Source organism: Methylobacterium marchantiae (assembly GCF_042679825.1).
Lineage (GTDB): Bacteria > Pseudomonadota > Alphaproteobacteria > Rhizobiales > Beijerinckiaceae > Methylobacterium > Methylobacterium marchantiae.
Genome location: NZ_JBHTND010000020.1, coordinates 51,302 through 71,668 on the forward strand (window position 1 = coordinate 51,302; position 20,367 = coordinate 71,668).

The following is a 20,367-nucleotide window of genomic DNA, read 5'->3' on the forward strand; positions in this document are numbered from 1 at the left end:
GGCGTTCGAAGCCGGATTGCGGGGCCGTTCGGTGCCGGATCGGAGGGCGTTTGCCTCAGCCGCCCCGAACCACGCGATCCGGCGAAATTCTCGACCGCCGCATCGGTCCGGCAAACGCGCCCGACACGGCCCCCGCGCAATACGCCGCCAGGTTGAGGGCCGCGCTCTCGACCCAGAAACCCGCCCGGCCCGGGACGAACCCCGCGAGCGCGATGCCGGCGAGGACGAGGGCGCCGAGCGCCAGCCCGATCGCCGAGAACCGGGCGGTCCGCGAGCGCGGCGGGCCGAGATGCCAGCCGATGGCGGCGCCGAGCGCGAGGCTGGCGAGAAGGGCCGGCCACAGGACCGTCAGCAGCAGAAGCATGGGATGATCGTCTCGCTCAGGAGCGCAGGGCGAAGCCGACGCCGAGCCCAGGGGCATTGGCGCGGCCGGGGGCGGCGGCGATGATCCGGTCTGCGGGAATGCCGGCCTGGAGGAGGTATTCGACGATGGTGAGCGCGCGCTGGCGGGCGAGATCGGGCTCCGGCTCGGCCGGCTTGACGTCGGCCTTCTTCGGTTCGCCTTTCTTGGCGTCGGATTTCGAAGCCCCGGCCGCGGTGGGCTTGTCCATCGCTACAGAATCCTTCGCCGCCAAATCTTTGGCCCCTTTGTTCGTGGCGGCGGGCGGCTTGCCCTCGGCGGTCTTGACCACCGGCCTGTCCGCCCCGGTGGTCGCGGGTTGCGCGGCCGGCGGCTTCTCCCCGGCCGGCGCTTTGGCCACATCGACCGAGGACGTGTTCTCGACGCCGGCATCGAGTGCGGCTTTCGGCGCGGCGGCCGCGCCGGCCGGGTCGGCATGCGCGGTCACCTCGATGCGGAGGCTCGGGCAGGTCTTCGCGGCGGCGGCCAGGGCATCGAGCGCCGGGTAGAACTCGGCTTTCAGGGTGACGCTGCCGGGGGCGAAGACGAGCATGCGGCCCTGGACGGCCCGGTCGAACGCGGCGCGGCAGGATTCGGAATCGTCGACGATGGAGATCGCCGGTGGCGTCACCTCGGCCCGGGCCTGCCACCCGGCCGGCATCCGCCGGGCGAGATCGGCCTCGAACCGGTCGGCGCTCTCGCGGTAGAGGCTGTTGCCGGTTAGCGAAAGGCTGTGGTCGGAGACGCGGATCTCGCCGGCGGCGAGGAGGGCGAGGGAGGCGATCCCGGCCTCCACCGCCGGCGAGAGGCCGGCCGGGGCGCCGTCGGCGATGCGGCTCTTGTCGACGATGCGCTCGCGGAAGAAGCGGGGCCTGAGGGAGGCGAGCACGCGGTCGCGCGTCGCCGCATCGGGCAGGTGGCCGCTCAGGGTCACGGACTCGCCCTCGCGCCGGACCATCAGCCGGTAGGGCGAGAGCGGCATGGCGGCGAGATCGACCGGCCCCGCCTCGGTCCCGGCGGGCCGCGCCTCGCGCAGCAGGGCGTCGATCTCGTCGATCGCCTGTCCGTCCAGCGCCGTGCCCGAGACGGAGAGGCGCGACCCGGAATAGGTGACGCTGCCGTCCTGCATCAGCGCCGAGACCCGGAAGGCGAAGCGGCCGAGCGCCGCCGGATCGATTCGCTCGCCGAGGCCGCGAGCGGTCTGCATCCGATCCTCCACCGCCGCCCCGTCCGCGGAATCCTCGGCCATGGCGCGGATCTCGGCGCGGGCGGTCTCGGAGACGGTGTTGCCGGAGAGAACGAGGTTGCCGCCGCGCTCGCGCGTCACCGCGAAGCGGAAATCCGGGATCGCGGCGGGGGTGATGTCGACCTTGCCCATGGTGAAGCCGGCCGGCGGATGGGCCACCGCCTGCCGCAGCGCCTCGTAATCGGCCACGCTCGCCGCCTCGCCGGTGAGCGAGACGGTGGTGTCGGCGATGGTGGCGCTGGCGCCGGGGGCGAGCGGCTTCAGCTGTTCGAGGGCGAAGGAGGAGGCCGCGGCGAAGTCCGGCGGCGCGCCCCGTGCCGCCTTGGCCTGGTCGACGATCCGGGTCTCGGAGGGGAGTTCGGAGGCGAGTTGCGCGGCGAGCGCCCGGGGGCCGATCTCGGAGGGGCGGTTGCCGGTGAGGTCGATCCGCTCCGCGCTCGTGCGCGTCGCCGTCCAGACGAAGGGCGAGGCATCCTCGACGACGCCGATGCGCCCGACCACGTGGCGCAGGCCCGGAAGCCGCTTCAGCCGGTCGAGGGCCGCCACGCGCCCGGCATCGTCGGGCGCCTCGCCGGAGGCGACGAGATCGCGGCCCCGCACCTTCAGGCGCAGCCACGGCTCGAGCCCGGTCTCGGCGGTGCCCCGCGCCACTGCGCCGGCCGTATTGTCGAGCCGCCGCTCCATCCGAGGAGCGAGCAGCGGCGTCGCCACGGCGACGATGAGCACGAGGCCGGGCAGGCCTGCGGCCCAGCCGAGCTTTTTCAGGGAGGGGGGAAGCGAAAGGGCGGACACAGCGAACCTCGACGATCGGATTCCAGCCATCCGACCGGGCCCCAGCCCATACCAGCTTCACGGCATCATGAAGACGGGGTTGGTGGGCGGATGGGAATTTTGCGTAGGCCGTGTGGGTGTGGGCCTGATGGAGGACAACTGATGCCGGGCTCACTGGCAGCATCCGATTTCGACTCTCGGCAGGCCCTGGGAAGGCCCGCTTACAGGCCGCCGAGTGGGAGTGACAGTACGGCCGGGTTGGGCGGCAGCCGGACCCTAGCCTTTCGCACCGAAGCGGCGTTCCGCCTACGATCCACGCTCGCCGCTCACGATAACGCTAGTGGACGTAGGAAGCGGGGTCCGAACTATCGGTCGGGGCGGTGTAGGCGCGCTTCAGTTCCGGCGACATCGGCACGTTGTAGTTGACCCCACGCGGCGGCGTCGGGGACATGAACCACTTGTCGTAAAGGGTCGTGATCTCCGGGCTGCGGTAGAGGTCGGCGGTTGTCCGGTCGGCCAACGCCTTGAAGGCCACGTCGCCCTTGCGCAGCATGATCCCGTAGGGCTCCGGTTCCGAGAAAGCCTCCTTGCTGACCTGGTAAGCGGCCGGATCCTTCGACTGTGCGATCGCGATGCTCAGCTGGACGTCATCGAGCACGAACGCCGCGGCACGACCATTCTCTAGGAGCAGGAACCCCTCAGCGACGTCCTTGGCCGGGATGACGTTGATGCCGAGCTTGCGTTCCGTACTGGCTTTGTAAAGCATGACGATGTTGGTCGAGCCCGCGACCGCGGAGACCGTCCTGCCCTTCAGGTCGTCGATGGTGTCGATCCTCTGCGCTTTCCTGGAGGCGAAGCGGGCGGCCGACAGGAAGTGGGTGTTGGTGAACGCGACCTGCTTCTGCCGTTCGACGTTGTTGGTCGTCGCGCTGCACTCCAGGTCGATCGTCCCGTTGGTCATCAACGGAATCCGGGTCGCGGAGATCAACGGAAGCATCTCGACCTTGAGGTCGGGCAGCTTGAGGTCGCGCTTCACCGCGTCCGCGATCTTCAGGCATATGTCGATGGCGAAGCCGATATAGTTTTGCTTGTCGTCTATATAGCTGAAAGGTGTGGCCGCATCCCGGACGCCTATCACGATCCGTTTGCCGTCCTTGATCTTGGCCAAGGTGCCGCCGAGTTCATCGGCTGCGGCCGGCGTGATCAGGAGGCCGAGGACGAGCGTGGTCTTGAGCAGGCGCATGAGAATCTCCTGGATTTCTACATCACGTAAAGTGCGAAAGCGGAATCGGGCGTGGATCGCGTCAGTCGAGCGTTGCAGCGACCCGGGCGATCGCCGCGCATCCGGCCTCGATCGCTTCTAGAGACGTTGCGAACGAGACCCGCAGGTAAGGACTGAGCCCGTAGGACGTCCCGTCCATGACCGACACGTTGCCGGCGCTCAGCAGGTGATGCGCGAGGGCAAGGTCGTCGGCGATCCGGATCCCATCCGGGCTACGACGGCCGATCAGGCCGACCACGTTGGGATAGGCATAAAAGGCCCCGGCGGGACGCTTGCACGAGATGCCCGGGATGGCGTCGAGCAATTCGACGGCACGGTCGCGGCGGGTCTCATAGGTTGCCCGTGCCTGGACCACGAAGGTCTGGTCTCCCGACAGAGCTCTCACCGCCGCGGCCTGACCGATCGAGGATGGGCAGGTCGTACTCTGGGACAGGAGGTCGGACATCGTTTTCGCGAGCAGGCGCGGACCTGCGGCGTATCCGATCCTCCAGCCAGTCATCGCGTAAGCCTTCGAGACCCCGTTGATTACAAGCGTCCGGTCCCGCAGGGCCGGGACCGCCCGTCCGAACGAGATCTGGGACTGGCCGTCGTAGACGAAGTGCTCGTAGATCTCGTCGGTCATGACGAGCACCCGCGGGTGTCGCTCGATGACTTCGCCGAGGGCCGCCAGTTCCGCGGCGGTGTAGACCGCCCCGGACGGGTTGTTGGGCGAGTTGAGTACGACCCACTTGGTCCTTGCCGTGATCGTGGCTTCCAGCTGCGATGGGCTGAGCTTGAACCCTGTCTCTTCGAGGCAGGGCACCACCACGGGCACGCCGTCGTTGAGTGTCGCCAGGTCGGGATAGGACACCCAGTACGGCGCCGGTATGATAACTTCGTCGCCCGGATCCAGCGTCGCCGCGAACGCGGTTTGGATCAGTTGCTTGGCTCCGCAGCCGACCACGATTTCGTCGGTGCCGTAGCTGAGGCCGTTCTCCCGGATGAGCTTGTCGGCCACGGCCTGCCGCAGGGCCAGGGTACCGTTCGAGGGCGTGTAGTACGTATCGCCAGCCTGCATGGCCGCCTGGGCCGCTTCCATGATCGATCGCGGGGTAACGAAATCGGGTTCCCCGACAGTCAGATCGATGATGTGGCGTCCCTCGGCACGGAGCCGGGTGACCAGAGCCTTGGCCGCGATGCTGGGCGAGGGCCGGATGCTCGCCGGGCGGCGGGCGATGAGTGTCGTGTTCATGATGGGCTCCACGTTTGCGATGCTCCGGTCAGACCGTGATGCCGAAGCTTTCGAGGGTGTCGTGAAGCCAGGCCTGGCGTGCTGCGCCCCCGGCGATCTCAGCCGTGATCGCCTGTTCCTGGCGAAGCTTCGCTCGCGCACCCTTGATGACGGCGGGGAGCTGCTCTGGAGCGAAGGCCACCAGCCCGTCCTCGTCGCCGACGATGACGTCGCCGGGCGCGATCGGCTGACCGCCCACGCTGACCGGGACATTGAGCAGGGCTGGCCCGGACTTGTAGGGTCCGCGGTGGACGACGCCGCGGGCGTAGCAGGGGAAATCGCCTGCCGCGAACGTCTCCACGTCGCGGATGGCGCCATCGACGACGAAGCCCGCGCATCCACGCGATACGGCGTAGGCACGCATCAAGTCGCCGCAGAGGGCATTGTTGAGATCGCCACCCCCGTCGATCACGAGGACATGGCCGGGCTCCATCACCGCCAGCGCATGATAGAATCCGAGGTTGTCGCCGGGACGGGATTTCACCGTGAAGGCGGTGCCCACGAGCTTGCCAGAGCCATTGTAGCGGTTCAGGCCCACCAGTCCCGCAAGGCGATGCAGGTTGTCGCTGAGCAAGGGGGTGGCAAGATCCTGCAGCGCCTCACGATCGGCGGGTGCAAGGACCGCCGGAAGGCCGTCTGAATTTTCGAGTTGAGAAAGCATGGTCGAATCTCCCTGCCGAGAGACATCTCACCTCGCCGCTACGCCGAAAAGCGATTAATCTGCACGGATCAGCATTCGGAAAAGCGATTTGATATGGCGACGCTCAAACAGTTCGAGGCACTGCGCTGGATTGCTCTGCTCGGGAGTTTCGAGCGAGCCGCAGATCGGCTGCACACCACGCAGTCGACGGTGTCGAAGCGTATCCACGAGCTTGAGACGTCCCTGGGGACGCAGCTTTTCGACCGCAGCCAGCGGGGCGCCCGGCTCACGGAAAAGGGCAATAGAATCCTGGAAATCGGCGAGGAGATGCTGAGCCTTCGCGACCGCGTCGTCGCCATCGCCGCGAGCCGCGCCACCATGATCCGGCACCTACGTTTCGGGGTCACGGAGCTGACCGCGCTGACATGGCTGCCACAACTGGTGGCTGAGTTGCGGGCGACCTATCCGAACATCGTTCTCGAACCAGAGGTCGAGCAGAGTACGACGCTGTTCGAGAACCTGAAGAACGGAGCCCTCGATTTCATCGTGACGCCCGATGTGTTCCGCAAACCAGGTTTTCGGAGTGTGCCGCTCGCCAGTGTTCGAAGTGCTTGGATGTGCAGCCCAGTCTTGTTTCGGGATCGGGGTGTCGTAGAACTGGCCGCGCTAGCGCAGTTCAGTATCCTGACCCAAGGTAATCGCTCCGGATCCGGCGTGGTCTTCGACCAATGGCTGCAAGCTTGCGGGGTGTCCTTGCCGCACAAGATCCAGAGCAACAGTTTCGTGGCCATCGTAGGGCTGACGCTCGCCGAAGTCGGCGTCAGCTACCTGCCGGAGCGATGCTTCGACGGATTGATCGAACGTGAGAGATTGCGGATCATCGAGACCAACCCGCCACTTCCGCCCATCACCTACGTTGTAACCTTCCGCGAAACCGAGTCGTCCAACACCGTCGGATCGATTTCGAGGATCACCCAATCGACGTGTAACTTCACCAATCCGATACAGTGGGCATGATGATCGCCGCGGGAACTGGAGCATTGGCGAATCATGTCGATTTCGCTTTCGTGGGCGAACAAGTCTCGGGGGACAGCAGCGCCTCAGACCCAGTCTTCACCCATCGACCAAACGCCAGGTTGGCACTCCTGGCATCTGTATTCTGCACCGTTCGCAGCGTCTTCGAACGTGGCCTGTTCGATACGGAGACATACGCGATGCAGAAACAACTCGGCCTGATGTGCAACGTCTCCATAAAAATAATCATGGTATCAGACTAGGCGCCCTCGAAGATTTCCGCTTTCGGTATGATGCCGCAAACACCAGAACGGCGTATTTGGGTTGGAAACGGAACATCCGCTTCAAGGCGAGGGGCCAAGGTCCGCTCCCCACGCATCACAGACCTTCGATCTGGGCAGCATCCATCATACGTTGACCACTGCCAGAGCGCAGGGGGGCCGTTTATCCTGCTTGTTCCGTCTGATGGAAGACGCCTGGGTGAGTGTTCGGACGATCGGATCGGATCAGGCAAGGCAATATGCGATCAGCTCTTTCACCACGCCGCCCTTCCCTGGACGCCTGGAGCGAAGCGGAAGGTGATCCGGGGTCCAGGGGGACAGGTCGCGGAGCGGCGGAATGCCGGCGCCCTCGGGTTCGAGCCGCTGCGCGGCACGCTCCGGGATGGGTCCCGGATCGCCTTCCGCTGACGCTTCAGGCGTCCGGGAAAGGGGGCGTGCGCAGCCGGGTCGGACGAGGGAAGCGCCATTGCGGGACGGGTGGTGCCCCTCTCCCGGTCGCTGCGCGACCACCCTCCCCCGCAGAGGGGGAGGGTGTGCGGGCCTCACCCCTCGCGCAGCATTTCCAGTTCCAGCCAGCGGTCCTCGGCGGCCGAGAGTTCGGTCTCGGCGGCGGCGAGGGTGGCCGAGGCTTTCTGGAACAGGGCCGGGTCGCGGCTGTAGAGCTGCGGGTCGGCGAGCACGGTGCGGATCTTGGCGATGCCGGCCTGGAGCTTGGCGATCCGCTCCGGCAGGGTCTTCAGCTCGTGCTGGTCCTTGAACCCCATCTTCGTCTTCGGGGCCGGGGGCGCCGAGGTGCTGGCGAGGCGGCCGGGCTTGGCCTTGCCGTCGGGCCGGGGTGAGGCCGCGGCGCTCTTCCGCGCCTCGACGCCCTGGCCGCGCTGGGTGACCATGTCGGTATAGCCGCCGGCATACTCGACCCATTGCCCCTCGCCCTCGCTGACGAGGACGCTGCCGACGACCCGGTCAAGGAAGTCGCGGTCGTGGCTCACCAGGATCAGGGTGCCGGAATAATCGGCCAGCATCTCCTGCAGCAGGTCGAGGGTCTCGAGGTCGAGGTCGTTGGTGGGCTCGTCGAGGACGAGGAGGTTGGCGGGCTGGGCCAGCGCCCTGGCGATGAGCAGGCGGTTGCGCTCGCCGCCCGAGAGCACGCTCACCGGGGTGCGGGCCTGCTCGGGAGCGAACAGGAAGTCCTTGAGGTAGCCGATCACGTGACGGCTCACGCCGCCCACGATCACGCTGTCGCCGCTGCCGCCGGTGAGGACCTCCGTGACCGTCATCGACGGTTCCAGCACCGCGCGGGCCTGGTCGAGCAGCATCATCTTCAGGTTGGTGCCGAGGGTGACGCTGCCCGTATCGGGCGGGGCCTGCCCGGTGAGCAGGTTGATGAGCGTGGTCTTGCCGGCGCCGTTGGCCCCGACGATGCCGAGCCGGTCGCCGCGCATGACCCGGATCGAGAGGTCGTCGACGATGACGCGCGTGCCATAGGCCTTGGCGGCGTTCTTCGCCTCGATGACGAGGGCGCCGGAGCTGTCGGCCTCGGTGGAGGTCATGGTCGCGGTGCCGACGGGGCGGCGGTCGTCGCGCCGCTCCTTGCGCAGGGCGTGGAGATTGCCGAGCCGCCGGACGTTGCGCTTGCGCCGCGCGGTGACGCCGTAGCGCAGCCAATGCTCCTCGTCGGCGATCTTGCGGTCGAGCTTGTGCCGGTCGCGCTCCTCCTCCTCGAAGAAGGCGTCGCGCCAGGCCTCGAAGGTGGAGAAGCCCTGCTCGATCCGCCGCGTGATGCCGCGGTCGAGCCAGATCGTGGTCTTCGACAGGGCCGAGAGGAAGCGCCGGTCGTGGCTGATGAGGACGAGCGCGCCGCGTACGGATTTCAGCTCGGCCTCCAGCCACTCGATGGCGGGCAGGTCGAGATGGTTGGTGGGCTCGTCGAGGAGCAGGATGTCGGGCTCGGGCGCCAGGGCCTGGGCGAGGGCGACCCGGCGCCCCTCCCCGCCCGACAGACTCCGGGGATTCTCTGTACCGTCGAGGCCGAGGCTCTCGAGCAGGTAGCGGGCTCGGTAGGCGTTGTCGCCGTGGGTCAGGCCGTGCTCGACGAAGTCGAGGGTCGTGGCGAAGCCAGAGAAATCCGGCTCCTGGGCGAGGTAGCGGATGGTGGTGCCGGGCTGGATGAAGCGCACGCCCTTGTCGGGCTCGACGAGCCCGGCGGCGATCTTCATCAGCGTCGACTTGCCCGAGCCGTTGCGGCCGACGAGGCAGGTCCGTTCGCCGGGCGAGATCGCGAGCTCCGCCTGTTCGATCAGCGGCGTGCCGCCGAAGGTGAGCGCGACGTTCTGGAGGGTGAGGAGCGGGGGAGCGGCCATGGGCCGGCTTATGGCAGCGCAGCCGCTCCCGAACAAATGCGGTTTTGTGCGATCGGCTACATCGTCGGATTTGCGGGCCCCGTGGGCGAGGGATCGGGCGAGACCGGATCGATGACGGGGATCTCGGTCGGGGACTGGGCCGGGGCCTCGGTCGGGGTCGAATCCGGTATGGCCGGGCCGGGGGTAGGAGTCTGGGGCGCCTCGTAGGGCGTCTCCGGAATCGGTGTCTCGGGAACCGGAGCTTCCGGGATCGGGCCTGGATTCGACATGGGCGACGCCACCTGTTCGCGAGGGGTCGGGAGAGTGGCTGGAAACGGGCGAATGCCCGGCGCCGTTCCCCCGATGGCGCGCCTTATCCCTTCTTGATCAGGAGCTGGTTGCCTTCCTTGCCGATGATCTTCTTCATCCGCTCGGTGAACAGGGCCAGCAGCATCGGCAGCCGCACCTCGATCCGCACCGTCTCGGGCAGCACGTCGACCTCGCCGTCGACCTTCTGGCCCATGGCCGACATGGCGAAGTTCAGCCGGTCGTCGGTCCAGGTCATGTGCTCGACATTGATGCCGGCCTTGGCGCAGGCGGCCTTCGCCTTGTCGAGCCCGTTGGAAATCCGGCGCTTCGCCTCGACGGGGCCGATCTCGTGGGGAATCTCGACGATCAGGGGTTTTGCCATGGTGCGACCATCCTCAAACACGCAGCCAGCCGTCAAGATGGGGCCGATCGCCATCCATGCAACGGCGACCGGCCCCTTACTTCGTCAAGCGCGGCAGTGAAACCCGCTCCTTGCGGAATCATCGTGCGCCATCAGGACGATGAGACGGGCCGCGCGTCAATTCACGACGCTGAGCGCGACATAGGTCGTGCCGCCCATGCCGAGCGCCCGGGCCGGGCCCTTGGCGAGATCGATGATCCGGCCGCGCACGAACGGCCCGCGATCGTTGATGCGCACCACCACCGAGCGGCCATTGCGCTTGTTCTCGACCCGGACACGGGTGCCGAACGGCAGGCTGCGATGGGCGGCGGTCATCCCGTTCGGATTGAAGCGCTCGCCATTCGCCGTCTTGCGGCCGCTGCCGTACCAGGAGGCCGCGCCGGATTGGGCTGCGGCCGGTGCACTGAGTGCGGCGAGAGACATGACGGTTCCGAAAGCGGCAGCGGTCCAACGAACAGGCTTCATATTCATCCGCATTCCCTTTGTTGTTGCAGAGGCCGCGGAACATAGAGCCAATGAAGGCTGAAATGAGATCAGTAGAATGTGGCAGGTCTCGCCTTTTTTAGCCTCGGCCGTTATGGAAATGTGTGAATAAAGTCTGAAGATGTTGCAAATCGGGGCTGCGCTCTAATTCTATAGTGAGAGCGAAGGGAGACAGTCGTCGGCAGGTTTCGGCGGGCCCTCGGAGCCCGTCACATTCCCCGTCACATCGATGGCGAAGCGTGGCCTTAACCCGGCGTCCGGTGCATGGGCGATGCGCGTCCGCCGTGACCCTGACGGTTCCGGAGGCGCCGGGCGACGGGTCGCGCGCGGGCCGCTCGCGTCTTCGTCCGGGCCGGACGAGCCTCCGGGACGAAATCCCTGTCGTCCGCTCAATATAGGCTGGACGACGATGACGATATGAAGCGATGGTTAAATCGATCGGAGCAAGACTTGAAAATCCTCAGTATTCGAGCGGGTAGGCAAATTCTGCAGCCCCAAATCGAGACGCATTTTCCTCGACCCGGCAACCCGCCCTTTACGTTAACGGCCCCATGGTCTGCCGGTCAGTCGCGTAACCGGTGTTTGCCATGGCTTCCCAGCGTACCGCGGTTGCCGACACCGTCGCCCGGAAAAGTGTCTCGCGTACCGGGCGACTCGTGTCGGCGCCGCGGATGGGTCTCGTACCCGCCGCCCAGCGTCTCCCCCTCGACGAAATCCTCGTCGGGGATTGCATCGCCGCCATGAACGCCCTGCCGGCGGCCAGCGTCGACTGCGTCTTCGCCGACCCGCCCTACAATCTCCAGCTCGGCGACGGCTCGCTGCTGCGGCCCGACCAGAGCCGCGTCGACGCCGTCGACGACGCCTGGGACCAGTTCTCGAGCTTTGCCGCCTATGACGAGTTCACCCGCGCCTGGCTCACCGCCGCCCGCAGGGTGATGAAGCCGAACGCCACGTTGTGGGTCATCGGCTCCTATCACAACATCTTCCGCGTCGGCTCGGTGCTCCAGGACCTCGGGTTCTGGATCCTCAACGACATCGTCTGGCGGAAAGCCAACCCGATGCCGAACTTCCGCGGAAAGCGCTTCACCAACGCCCACGAGACCCTGATCTGGGCCTCCCGCTCGGCGGAGGCGAAGAGCTACACCTTCCATTACGAGGCGCTGAAGGGCGGCAACGACGACGTCCAGATGCGCTCCGACTGGTTCATTCCGCTCTGCACCGGCGACGAGCGCCTCAAGGGCGCCGACGGCCAGAAGGTCCACCCGACCCAGAAGCCCGAGGCTCTGCTCGCCCGCACCCTCCTGTCGGCCACCAATGCCGGCGACGTGGTGCTCGATCCGTTCTTCGGCACCGGCACCACCGGCGCGGTCGCCAAGCGCCTCGGCCGCCGCTTCATCGGCATCGAGCGCGAGACGGTCTATGCCGAGGCGGCCCGCGCCCGGATCGACGCGGTCGAGCCGCTGTCCCAGGCCGCCCTCCTCGTCGCCCCGACGAAGCGGGCCGAACCGCGGGTCGCCTTCCTCAGCGTGATCGAGGCCGGCCATATCCGCGCCGGCGAAATCCTCACCGACGCACGCGGCCGCCACGCGGCGGTGGTCCGCCCGGACGGGACGCTGATGGCCGGGCCGGCCATGGGCTCCATCCACAAGATCGGCGCCCTGGTCCAGGGCTTCCCCTCCTGCAACGGCTGGGATTTCTGGCACGCCAAGCGCGACGGCAAGCTCGTCCTGATCGACGTGTTCCGCGGCAAGATGCGGGCGGCGATGGGCTCGGCCGCCTGAGTTTTCAGATGGTGGCACGCGTCAGTGGGTCGGATAAGGTTGGTGGTCTATCCGGAGAGGTCGCCCCTCTCCTGCTTGCTCCGCAAAGAGCCTGTTCGATCGGATGTCTCTGCGAAGGCTTCTGCCAAAGTCGTCATCCCATCAGACCACCTCATCCTGAGGTGCCCTTTGCGCATGCAGAGGGCCTCGAAGGAGCCCTCCAGACACCAAAGCGATCCCTGGAAGCCTCCTTCGAGGTCGCTACGCGGCACCTCAGAATGAGGTAAGGCCTTGGAATAACAACTCAAACTGGCTCTGAGGCGGGAGGGTTCGCGCTCTTTCGATCATAAACGCGTTTTCGGCCGGCCGCGCTTGCGCGGGGTCGCGGGCGGGGGCGCCTCCTCCGGCTCCCCGAAAAATCCATCCGCCTCCTCGTCCGGCGGCTTTGCGATCGGGCGCGGCGCCGGTTTGGGCACCGGGCGAAAGCTCGGGCGCGGCTCGGGCGCCGGCGTCTCGTCGTCGGCGAAGAGCGGCGTGTCCTGAACCGCCCGCATGGCCTTCGGCCGTCCGCGCTTTGCTTCCTCCGGCTTCGGATCGAAGGCGTGGGCGAGCACCTTCTTCATCACGCCGGGCAGCGGCTCCTCGTCGAGGTCGCGCCGGGGCGTAAAGCGCATGCCGGCCGGCGCCTCCGTGGCGAGGCCGACGCGGGCGACGAAGACGGTCAGTTCCAGCGGAAAATGCGTGAAGACGTGGCGGACGACTCCCGGCAGCCGCTTCCAGCGCGCATCGAGGGGCGCGTCGAGCAGGGCCTGGGCGATCTCGTAGTCGCTCTCCCACGCGCTCGTCGGCGGCTCGGCCATGGCTCCGAGAAGCCCCTCCGGAGGACGCGTCCGCAACAGCACCGCCTCGTCGCCGCTGCGGATCGCCACGAAGGCCGCGCCGAAGCGTCCGACGCCCTTCGCTTTTTTGATCTTGCGCGGAAACGTTTCCTGCAGCCCCAAGGCCCGGGCCTCGCAGGGCGCCATCCACGGACACAGCGCGCAGGCCGGGCGCTTCGGCGTGCAGATGGTGGAGCCGAGATCCATCAGGCTCTGGGCGAAATCGCCGGGCCGCGCGGCGGGCACCAGGCCTTGCGTCAGGCGCCGGATCTCGGGGCGCGCTGCGGGGATCGGCGTCTCGACGGCGAAGAGCCGGGTCACCACCCGCTCGACATTGCCGTCCACGGCGGCTTCCTGTCGATCGAAGGCGATGGCGGCGATGGCGCCGGCTGTGTAGGCGCCGATGCCGGGCAGCTTGCGTAGGCCGTCGAGCGTGTCGGGAAAGGCGCCGGCCTCGGCGACCGCCTTGGCGCAGGCATGGAGGTTGCGAGCGCGGGAATAGTAGCCGAGCCCGGCCCAGGCTGACATCACGCTCTCTTCGGGAGCCGTCGCCAGGGCCTCCACCGAAGGGAAGCGTTCGAGGAAGCGCTGGAAATACGGTTTGACCGCCGCGATCGTGGTCTGCTGCAGCATCACCTCGGACAGCCAGACCCGGTAGGGATCGGGCGCCTCGCCCGGCAGCGCGCGCCAGGGCAGGACGCGGCGATGCCGGTCGTACCAGGTGAGGAGATCGGCGGCCTGCGGCCGGGGATCGGAGATGGCGGACGCGGGCATGGGCAAGCGTGCATAAAGGCGCGGGGCCGGCGATGGAAGTGTGCGCCGACCGTCGGGACTCTCGCCGCCCGATCTGTGACGCCTGACAGACACGCAACAAAAAGGCACATGCCTAAGGATGATCGGAGGTGCGTGGTTGGTCAAACCGATCGTAGACCGCAATCTCGCGCTTCAGATCTCGACGCTTTTCGACGACCAGGTCGGAAAGAATGTCTCTTTTATGCGGATCGATTGCAGATAATAAATTGATGTCTGGATAGGAGCCTTAAAAGACCACGAACACCTTCGTTCTAACGTCCGATTTTTTAGGATCGAGTCGTTAGAATCGATGCAATAAAGATTACCCATCGAGTATGATCCTTTATTTAAAGTGATACCGATGCGTTGCAATAGGTTTCGATATCGATGAAGCCGCAAAGTTAAGTCATGAGTAGCTTGTGCGTGTTCGGCGAGCGTCCCTTATGCAGGGTTCTTTTTGCCCGGCGCATGTAAGGCAAAGAGAGCGACCTTTTCGACGTACCCCATCGGCACGACCGCCCCGCAGGGCGCGCAGTGATAGGCCCTGATCGACCGGAACCAGAGGCCGCTGCGAGCGAGCCCCACCCGACATTGCGGGCATCGATGGGTCATCATGACATGGTTGAGATGGACCGGGAGAGACATGCATTTCCTCTCATGAGAGGAGCGCTCATGTCGCTCAGTCATCGACACTCGATTCCTTGGTCTATGATTGGCGACTCTAACCCCTTTTGTTCGACGATGTACCTTGGAATCTGCATTCTCGGCCATTTCAGCCACGATTTTGGCGCCGAAACCGTGAATGGCGGACCGTAACACTCCGCGGATCGAGGTCGCGCCTTCTCCAAATCTCCTGCTTCCGGCGCGGCACGGGCCGGAATCCGCCGTGCGGACCAGGACCGGCGGTTCGGTGTCTTCTGATCATGCCGAGCGGAGTCGACGCGACCCCGGGGCCCTGGCGGGATCGGTCCGACGCTTCAGGCCGCGGCGCCGACATGATATCGTGATGCATGTCAGCGGACGTCTCGGGCATCGCAGGGTCACAACCACCATCATGGCCCGCATCAAACCCCTCGCCGAACTGATCGAGACCTGCATCGGCCCGGCCTTCGCCGCGCAGGGTTTCGCCTCCACCGACATCCTGGCGGCCTGGCCCGACATCGTCGGTGAGCGCCTCGCCCGGTTCTGCCAGCCCTCGAAGCTCGAATGGCCGCGCCGCGCCAGGCGCGAGGAACAGGGCCGGCCCGATCCCGGCACCCTCGTGGTGAGGGTGGAGGGCGTCTTCGCCCTCGAATTGCAGCATCTCGCCCCCGTGGTGATCCAGCGCATCAACGCCCATTACGGCTGGGCCTGCGTCGGCAAGCTCGTCCTGAAGCAGGGGCGCGTCCATCAGGCGGTTCGCAAGCGCGCTCCGGCCATCCTCGATCCGGCGAAGCGCGGTGAAGTGGCCCTTGCGGTCTCCGCCATCGGCGACGACGCCCTGCGCGATGCCCTCGACCGGCTCGGCGTGGCGATCGTCGCGTCGGCGCCCCCGCGCTGAGCAGGTTTCGCAGACGTGGTTTCCGGTTCTGCGACAAGAACCCGTTCAGGGCCGAATCCCGCCCGCGGCGGCGCGGACGTCGCGGCGCATGGAAGCGGGGCCGCCTGTCCCGTCTTGTCAGATTGGGCGCGGGTCTCTACCGCAGGCCGCATGGATCGGATCTGCGAGCGGAGCCCGTCGACAGCATGATCACCCGTCGCGACACTTTGAAACTCACCGGCATGGCGATCGGCGCTGCGGCGCTCTTGCCGCGGATGACCTTCGACGCCTTCGCCCAGGATGCGAACCTCGCCTCGCTGATGGAGCCGGGGCCCCTCGGCGACGTCTGGCTCGGGCCGAAGGACGCCAAGGTCACGATCATCGAATACGCCTCGATGACCTGCTCGCACTGCGCCGCCTTCCACAAGCAGACCTGGCCGACCCTGAAGGAGCGCTACATCGACACCGGCAAGGTGCGCTTCACCCTGCGCGAGTTCCCGCTCGATCCCCTCGCCACGGCGGCCTTCATGCTGGCCCGCTGCGACGGCGACGCGAAATACTACCCCATCACCGATCTGCTCTTCGACCAGCAGCAGGCCTGGGCCTATGTCCAGAAGCCGCAATCGCCGGTGGACGCCCTCGAGCAGATGCTGCGCCAGGCCGGGTTCTCCAAGGAGAAGTTCGAGACCTGCCTCAAGGATCAGAAGCTCTACGCCGCCGTGAACGCGGTGAAGCAGAAAGGCCTCGAGACCTTCAAGGTCGATTCGACGCCGACCTTCTTCATCAACGGCGAGCGCTTCAAGGGCGAGATGACGATCGAGGGAATCGAGAAGGTGATCAAGCCGATCCTGGGGGCTTGAGCGCCAAGCTCGGCCGTTGATTGCGCGTCATGCGCGGGACACATCGGCGAAGATGGGCCAAAAGATCGGTTTTATTCAGTATTTTCAATGGTTTGGTATGTGTTCGGAGCGCCTTGACACCCAAGATGGGCGAAACTATGGTGCGCCGCGCTTGCAGGAGGCTTTCCGGCTGGTTCCCTCCACTCTCGCCAATGTGAGTTTTCGCCGTGAGCGGTAACGACGCAGGGGATGGGCGTGGGGACGGACGGCGCGAGCCGGACGAGGACCTTTCTGCAAGACTCAAACGTCTCGAGAGGCGGATCGAGGAGAAGCGGCCCGCCGCTTCGTCCGGTCCTCTGCCGCGTCCCGGCGCCTCCAAGGGGGCGTCACCCTTGGGCCAGGCGATGCGACTCTCCACGGAGTTCATCGCCGGTGTCCTCGCAGGAGGCATTCTCGGCTGGTTGTGCGATCGGTTTCTGGGGACGAAGCCCTGGGGTCTGATCGTTCTGCTCATGCTGGGCTTCGCAACCGGCGTCTATAACGTCATGCGTGTCTCGGGCTCGCTCCCGGGGTCGTTCAAGAAGATCGAGGCCAACGAGAACGTGGCCGAGAAGGATTAGGACCGCGAGCGGTCCTAATCCGATCAAGTGAGCTTTGCCGCCTTCGGGCGGTCGTGGGGGGAGCGGGCATATCGCCAGCTCGTGGACAGAAGGACGGTAGCGGCAATGGCCGTAAAGATGGATCCGATCCACCAGTTCGAGCTCAAGCCGCTCGTCTCCTTCGGTCATATCGGCAATCAGGAACTCGCGTTCACGCAGTCGGCCCTGTACATGTTCGCCGCCGTCGGGATCATCGCCCTGATCACGATCGTGGCGACGGCGCAGCGCTCGGTGGTGCCGGGCCGCATGCAGTCCATGGCCGAGGTGTTCTACGAGTTCATCGGCTCGACCCTACGCCAGTCGGCCGGCCACGGCTCGGAGCGGTTCATGCCGCTGATCTTCTCCCTGTTCATGTTCGTGCTCGTCCTGAACATGTTCGGCATGATCCCCTACGCGTTCGCCGTGACAAGCCACATCATCGTGACCTTCGCGCTGGCGTTCCTCGTGATCGGCACCGTCATCGTCTACGGCTTCATGGCCCACGGCACCAAGTTCCTGAAGGTGTTCGTGCCCTCGGGCGTGCCCGGCTGGCTCCTGCCGATGATCGTCGCCATCGAGATCGTGTCGTTCATCTCGCGCCCGATCAGCCTCGCCGTCCGTCTCTTCGCCAACGTCCTGGCGGGCCACATCGCCCTCAAGATCTTCGCGGGCTTCGTGCCGGCGCTCCTCGCCGCGGGTGCCTGGGGTGCGATCTCTCCGCTGCCGCTGGCCCTCAGCGTCGCGGTGACGGCCCTCGAATTCCTCGTCGCCGGTCTGCAGGCCTACGTCTTCGCGACGCTCGCCTCGATCTACCTCAGCGACGCGCTCCACCCCGGCCACTAGGCCCCGGCGGTACCCCCTTCCGTCCCCGGTCCGCGGTCGCGGCCGGATTTCTCTCCACGCAACGAACGAACCGACACCAGGAGCAATTTGATGGATCCCTTAGCCGCTAAGTACATCGGCGCCGGTCTCGCCTGCCTCGGAATGGCGGGTGCCGCCATCGGCCTCGGCAACCTCTTCGGCCAGTTCTACGCCGGTGCCCTTCGCAACCCGTCGGCCGCCGACGGCCAGCGCGGCAACCTGCTCCTCGGCTTCGCCCTGACGGAAGCGCTCGGCATCTTCTCGCTGCTCGTCGCGCTGCTCCTCCTGTTCGCCGTCTAAGACCGGCCTACTCGTCGATCCCGACAGCAGACCCGGACCGGGCGCCCCGTTCCATCGGACACGCGCCCGGTCCCTTTCACGCATTTCTTTGAGCGAAGGACGTCATGGCTCAGCCTGCTCATTCCACCGCTACGCAAGGCATCATGGCATCGCCCGCATCCGAACATGGCGGCGGCTTTCCGCCCTTCGAGAGCCATACCTTTCTCTCGCAGCTGATCTGGCTCGCGCTGGCCTTCGGCCTGCTCTACTACCTGATGGACAAGGTGGCCCTGCCCCGCATGCAGGCGATCCTGCATGACCGCGCCACGCGCCTGTCGTCGGATCTCGACGAGGCCCAGCGCATGAAGGCCGAGGCCGAGGCCGCTGGCGCCGCCTACGAGAAGTCGCTGGCCGACGCCCAGGCCAAGGCCCGCACCATCGCGGCCGAGACCCGCGCGTCCCTCACCGCCGAGGCCGAGACCCGTCGCAAGACGCTGGAGGCCGAGCTCAACGACAAGATCGCCGCCTCCGAGGCGACGATCCGGAGCCGCACCGCCGAGGCCATGGGCAGCGTTCGCTCCATCGCCGGCGAGACCGCCTCCGCCATCGTCGAGCGCCTCACCGGACAGGCTCCCGACCAGACCACCCTCGACACCGCGCTGAACCGCGTCGCCATCCCGCACTGAGTGCGGTCGCAGCTGACGTGATCGGTCCGGCCCTGCCCCGCCGGACGCCAACGAGTTAGGACGACGAGAATGTTGTTGGATGCCGAGTTCTGGGTCGCCGTCGCCTTCGTCCTGTTCATGGGCGTCGTGTGGAAGGTCGGCGGCTTCGGGCAGATCACCAAGGCCCTCGACACCCGCGGCCGCCGCGTCCGCTCGGAGCTCGACGAGGCCCGCCGTCTGCGCGAGGAGGCCGCGACGGTGCTGGCCGATTACAAGAAGCGCCGCGCCCAGGCCGAATCCGAGGCCGAGGCGATCGTCGCCGGAGCCCGCGAAGAGGCCCAGCGCATCGCCGAGGAGGGCCATGCCCGCCTGAACGAGTTCATCGCCCGCCGCACCAAGTCGGCGGAGACCAAGATCGCCCAGGCCGAGGTCCAGGCCACCGCCCAGGTCCGTGCCGCTGCCGCCGACGCGGCTGTGAAGGTCTCCGAGGTGGTGCTGCGCGAGCGCATGCAGGGCGATGCCGCCCTGTCGCTGGTCCGGTCCAGCCTCGACGAGGTCAAGGGCCGTCTCCGAGCCTGATAGTCTTCCGAGCCCGACGTCTTCGAGAACGATCGTTTCGAGAAAGCCGCCCCACGGGCGGCTTTTTTGTTGCCGGACGTGCCGCATCACACTCGCGGGCCGCACCCCCTGTCGTGGTATGGCGGCACGCACGTCCATTCCGCCGAATATAATCCATGGAGATCCGATGCCGCCGATCATCTCCATCTCGGGCCTGTCGAAGGTCTATGCCTCCGGCCTCCATGCTCTGAAGGACATCGACCTCACCATCGCCAAGGGCGAGATCTTCGCGCTGCTCGGCCCCAACGGCGCCGGCAAGACCACGCTGATCAGCATCGTCTGCGGCCTCGTCCGTGCCAGCTCCGGCACCGTGACGGTGGATGGCCACGACATCACCGGGGATTACCGCGAGGCACGCCGGGCCATCGGCCTCGTGCCGCAGGAACTCACCACCGACGCGTTCGAGACGGTCTGGGCGACGACGAGCTTCAGCCGCGGCCTGTTCGGCATGAAGGCCGATCCGGCCCATATCGAGCGGGTGCTGCGCGACCTGTCCCTGTGGGACAAGAAGGACAGCCGGATCATGACCCTGTCGGGCGGCATGAAGCGGCGCGTGCTCATCGCGAAAGCGCTCAGCCACGAGCCGCGCATCCTGTTCCTCGACGAGCCGACGGCGGGCGTCGACGTGGAATTGCGGCAGGACATGTGGCGGCTGGTGCGCAAGCTCCGCGACCAGGGCGTCACCATCATCCTCACCACCCATTACATCGACGAGGCCGAGGAGATGGCCGACCGCGTCGGCGTGATCCGTAAGGGCCGGATCATTCTCGTGGAGGAGAAGGCGGAGCTGATGCGCAAGCTCGGCAAGAAGCAGCTGACGCTTCAATTGCAGAACCCCCTCCCCGCTCTGCCGGACGAACTGGCGCTGCACGGCCTCGCTTTGTCGGCGGACGGCCAGGAACTCGTCTACACCTACGACACCAAGGGCGAGCGCACCGGGATCACCACGCTCCTCACCGATCTCACCGCCGCCGGCATCCCGTTCCGCGATCTCTCCACCAGCCAGAGTTCGCTCGAGGACATCTTCGTCGATCTCGTGAGGGAGCAGGCATGAACCCGCTG

At 66.5% G+C, this 20,367-nt stretch carries 21 protein-coding genes; 11 read left to right on the forward strand and 10 right to left on the reverse strand.

The features are described from left to right. Positions 1-55: 55 nt before the first annotated feature. The 5 genes from ACFQ4G_RS15000 to ACFQ4G_RS15020 all read right to left on the reverse strand — a co-directional run bounded on the left by ACFQ4G_RS15000 (position 56) and on the right by ACFQ4G_RS15020 (position 5,630). Positions 56-364, reverse strand: a complete 309-nt coding sequence (locus tag ACFQ4G_RS15000) for a hypothetical protein (protein WP_238205252.1) — start codon at positions 362-364, stop codon at positions 56-58. A gap of 16 nt (positions 365-380) precedes the next feature. After that, positions 381-2,438, reverse strand: coding sequence for a hypothetical protein (locus ACFQ4G_RS15005; RefSeq protein WP_238205260.1), 2,058 nt, complete (start codon positions 2,436-2,438; stop codon positions 381-383). Between the two features lie 316 nt (positions 2,439-2,754). Further along, positions 2,755-3,660, reverse strand: a complete 906-nt coding sequence (locus ACFQ4G_RS15010; RefSeq protein ID WP_238205261.1) for an amino acid ABC transporter substrate-binding protein — start codon at positions 3,658-3,660, stop codon at positions 2,755-2,757. A 61-nt stretch (positions 3,661-3,721) separates the two neighbouring features. Continuing rightward, positions 3,722-4,930 (reverse strand): aminotransferase class I/II-fold pyridoxal phosphate-dependent enzyme, encoded by a 1,209-nt coding sequence (locus tag ACFQ4G_RS15015; protein WP_238205262.1) that lies wholly within the window; start codon positions 4,928-4,930, stop codon positions 3,722-3,724. A 28-nt stretch (positions 4,931-4,958) separates the two neighbouring features. After that, positions 4,959-5,630, reverse strand: a complete 672-nt coding sequence (locus ACFQ4G_RS15020) for an RraA family protein (protein WP_238205268.1) — start codon at positions 5,628-5,630, stop codon at positions 4,959-4,961. A 93-nt stretch (positions 5,631-5,723) separates the two neighbouring features. Here ACFQ4G_RS15020 and ACFQ4G_RS15025 point away from each other — a divergent pair, with 93 nt between their 5' ends. Together ACFQ4G_RS15025 and ACFQ4G_RS15030 are read left to right on the forward strand one after the other, a co-directional pair. Beyond that, entirely contained in the window at positions 5,724-6,626 is a 903-nt protein-coding gene (locus ACFQ4G_RS15025) for a LysR family transcriptional regulator (protein ID WP_238205269.1), read from the forward strand. Next, positions 6,623-6,886 (forward strand): hypothetical protein, encoded by a 264-nt coding sequence (locus tag ACFQ4G_RS15030; RefSeq protein WP_238205272.1) that lies wholly within the window; start codon positions 6,623-6,625, stop codon positions 6,884-6,886. Before ACFQ4G_RS15025 ends, ACFQ4G_RS15030 begins: the two co-directional genes overlap by 4 nt. 560 nt (positions 6,887-7,446) lie before the next feature. On the opposite strand, the gene ACFQ4G_RS15035 is transcribed toward ACFQ4G_RS15030, so the two are convergent. The 4 genes from ACFQ4G_RS15035 to ACFQ4G_RS15050 all read right to left on the reverse strand — a co-directional run bounded on the left by ACFQ4G_RS15035 (position 7,447) and on the right by ACFQ4G_RS15050 (position 10,396). Then, on the reverse strand, positions 7,447-9,264 hold the full coding sequence (locus tag ACFQ4G_RS15035) for an ATP-binding cassette domain-containing protein (protein WP_238205274.1): 1,818 nt from the start codon (positions 9,262-9,264) through the stop codon (positions 7,447-7,449). 56 nt (positions 9,265-9,320) lie between these two features. Beyond that, the gene (locus ACFQ4G_RS15040; RefSeq protein WP_238205276.1) at positions 9,321-9,533 is read right to left on the reverse strand and encodes a hypothetical protein; all 213 of its coding nucleotides are present in this window, start codon (positions 9,531-9,533) and stop codon (positions 9,321-9,323) included. 83 nt (positions 9,534-9,616) lie between these two features. Further along, the gene (locus ACFQ4G_RS15045; RefSeq protein ID WP_238205278.1) at positions 9,617-9,934 is read right to left on the reverse strand and encodes a polyhydroxyalkanoic acid system family protein; all 318 of its coding nucleotides are present in this window, start codon (positions 9,932-9,934) and stop codon (positions 9,617-9,619) included. Positions 9,935-10,090: 156 nt separating this feature from the next. Then, on the reverse strand, positions 10,091-10,396 hold the full coding sequence (locus tag ACFQ4G_RS15050; RefSeq protein ID WP_238205280.1) for a septal ring lytic transglycosylase RlpA family protein: 306 nt from the start codon (positions 10,394-10,396) through the stop codon (positions 10,091-10,093). Between the two features lie 647 nt (positions 10,397-11,043). Here ACFQ4G_RS15050 and ACFQ4G_RS15055 point away from each other — a divergent pair. Next, positions 11,044-12,237: a site-specific DNA-methyltransferase gene (locus tag ACFQ4G_RS15055; protein ID WP_379040490.1), complete on the forward strand. Its 1,194-nt coding sequence runs from the start codon at positions 11,044-11,046 to the stop codon at positions 12,235-12,237. A gap of 323 nt (positions 12,238-12,560) precedes the next feature. On the opposite strand, the gene mutY is transcribed toward ACFQ4G_RS15055, so the two are convergent. Then, complete coding sequence (mutY, locus tag ACFQ4G_RS15060; protein WP_238205284.1) at positions 12,561-13,868, reverse strand: A/G-specific adenine glycosylase; 1,308 nt, start codon at positions 13,866-13,868, stop codon at positions 12,561-12,563. A 1,072-nt stretch (positions 13,869-14,940) separates the two neighbouring features. Here mutY and ACFQ4G_RS15065 point away from each other — a divergent pair. The 8 genes from ACFQ4G_RS15065 to ACFQ4G_RS15100 all read left to right on the forward strand — a co-directional run bounded on the left by ACFQ4G_RS15065 (position 14,941) and on the right by ACFQ4G_RS15100 (position 20,359). Next, complete coding sequence (locus ACFQ4G_RS15065; RefSeq protein WP_238205287.1) at positions 14,941-15,426, forward strand: DUF721 domain-containing protein; 486 nt, start codon at positions 14,941-14,943, stop codon at positions 15,424-15,426. A gap of 185 nt (positions 15,427-15,611) precedes the next feature. Further along, complete coding sequence (locus ACFQ4G_RS15070) at positions 15,612-16,265, forward strand: thioredoxin domain-containing protein (protein ID WP_238205289.1); 654 nt, start codon at positions 15,612-15,614, stop codon at positions 16,263-16,265. A gap of 206 nt (positions 16,266-16,471) precedes the next feature. Further along, a complete protein-coding gene (locus tag ACFQ4G_RS15075) occupies positions 16,472-16,864 on the forward strand; it encodes an AtpZ/AtpI family protein (protein ID WP_238205291.1) in 393 nt (130 codons plus the stop codon). Positions 16,865-16,969: 105 nt separating this feature from the next. Continuing rightward, the gene (locus ACFQ4G_RS15080; RefSeq protein WP_238205293.1) at positions 16,970-17,725 is read left to right on the forward strand and encodes a F0F1 ATP synthase subunit A; all 756 of its coding nucleotides are present in this window, start codon (positions 16,970-16,972) and stop codon (positions 17,723-17,725) included. 90 nt (positions 17,726-17,815) lie between these two features. Further along, positions 17,816-18,043 (forward strand): F0F1 ATP synthase subunit C, encoded by a 228-nt coding sequence (locus tag ACFQ4G_RS15085; RefSeq protein ID WP_018044493.1) that lies wholly within the window; start codon positions 17,816-17,818, stop codon positions 18,041-18,043. A 104-nt stretch (positions 18,044-18,147) separates the two neighbouring features. Continuing rightward, positions 18,148-18,708: a F0F1 ATP synthase subunit B family protein gene (locus tag ACFQ4G_RS15090; RefSeq protein WP_238205294.1), complete on the forward strand. Its 561-nt coding sequence runs from the start codon at positions 18,148-18,150 to the stop codon at positions 18,706-18,708. A gap of 72 nt (positions 18,709-18,780) precedes the next feature. Continuing rightward, positions 18,781-19,266 carry a F0F1 ATP synthase subunit B family protein gene (locus ACFQ4G_RS15095; RefSeq protein WP_238205526.1) on the forward strand — a complete coding sequence of 162 codons (486 nt, stop codon included), beginning with the start codon at positions 18,781-18,783 and terminating at the stop codon, positions 19,264-19,266. Between the two features lie 166 nt (positions 19,267-19,432). Beyond that, positions 19,433-20,359 carry an ABC transporter ATP-binding protein gene (locus ACFQ4G_RS15100; protein WP_238205295.1) on the forward strand — a complete coding sequence of 309 codons (927 nt, stop codon included), beginning with the start codon at positions 19,433-19,435 and terminating at the stop codon, positions 20,357-20,359. The last annotated feature ends 8 nt before the right edge of the window (positions 20,360-20,367 follow it).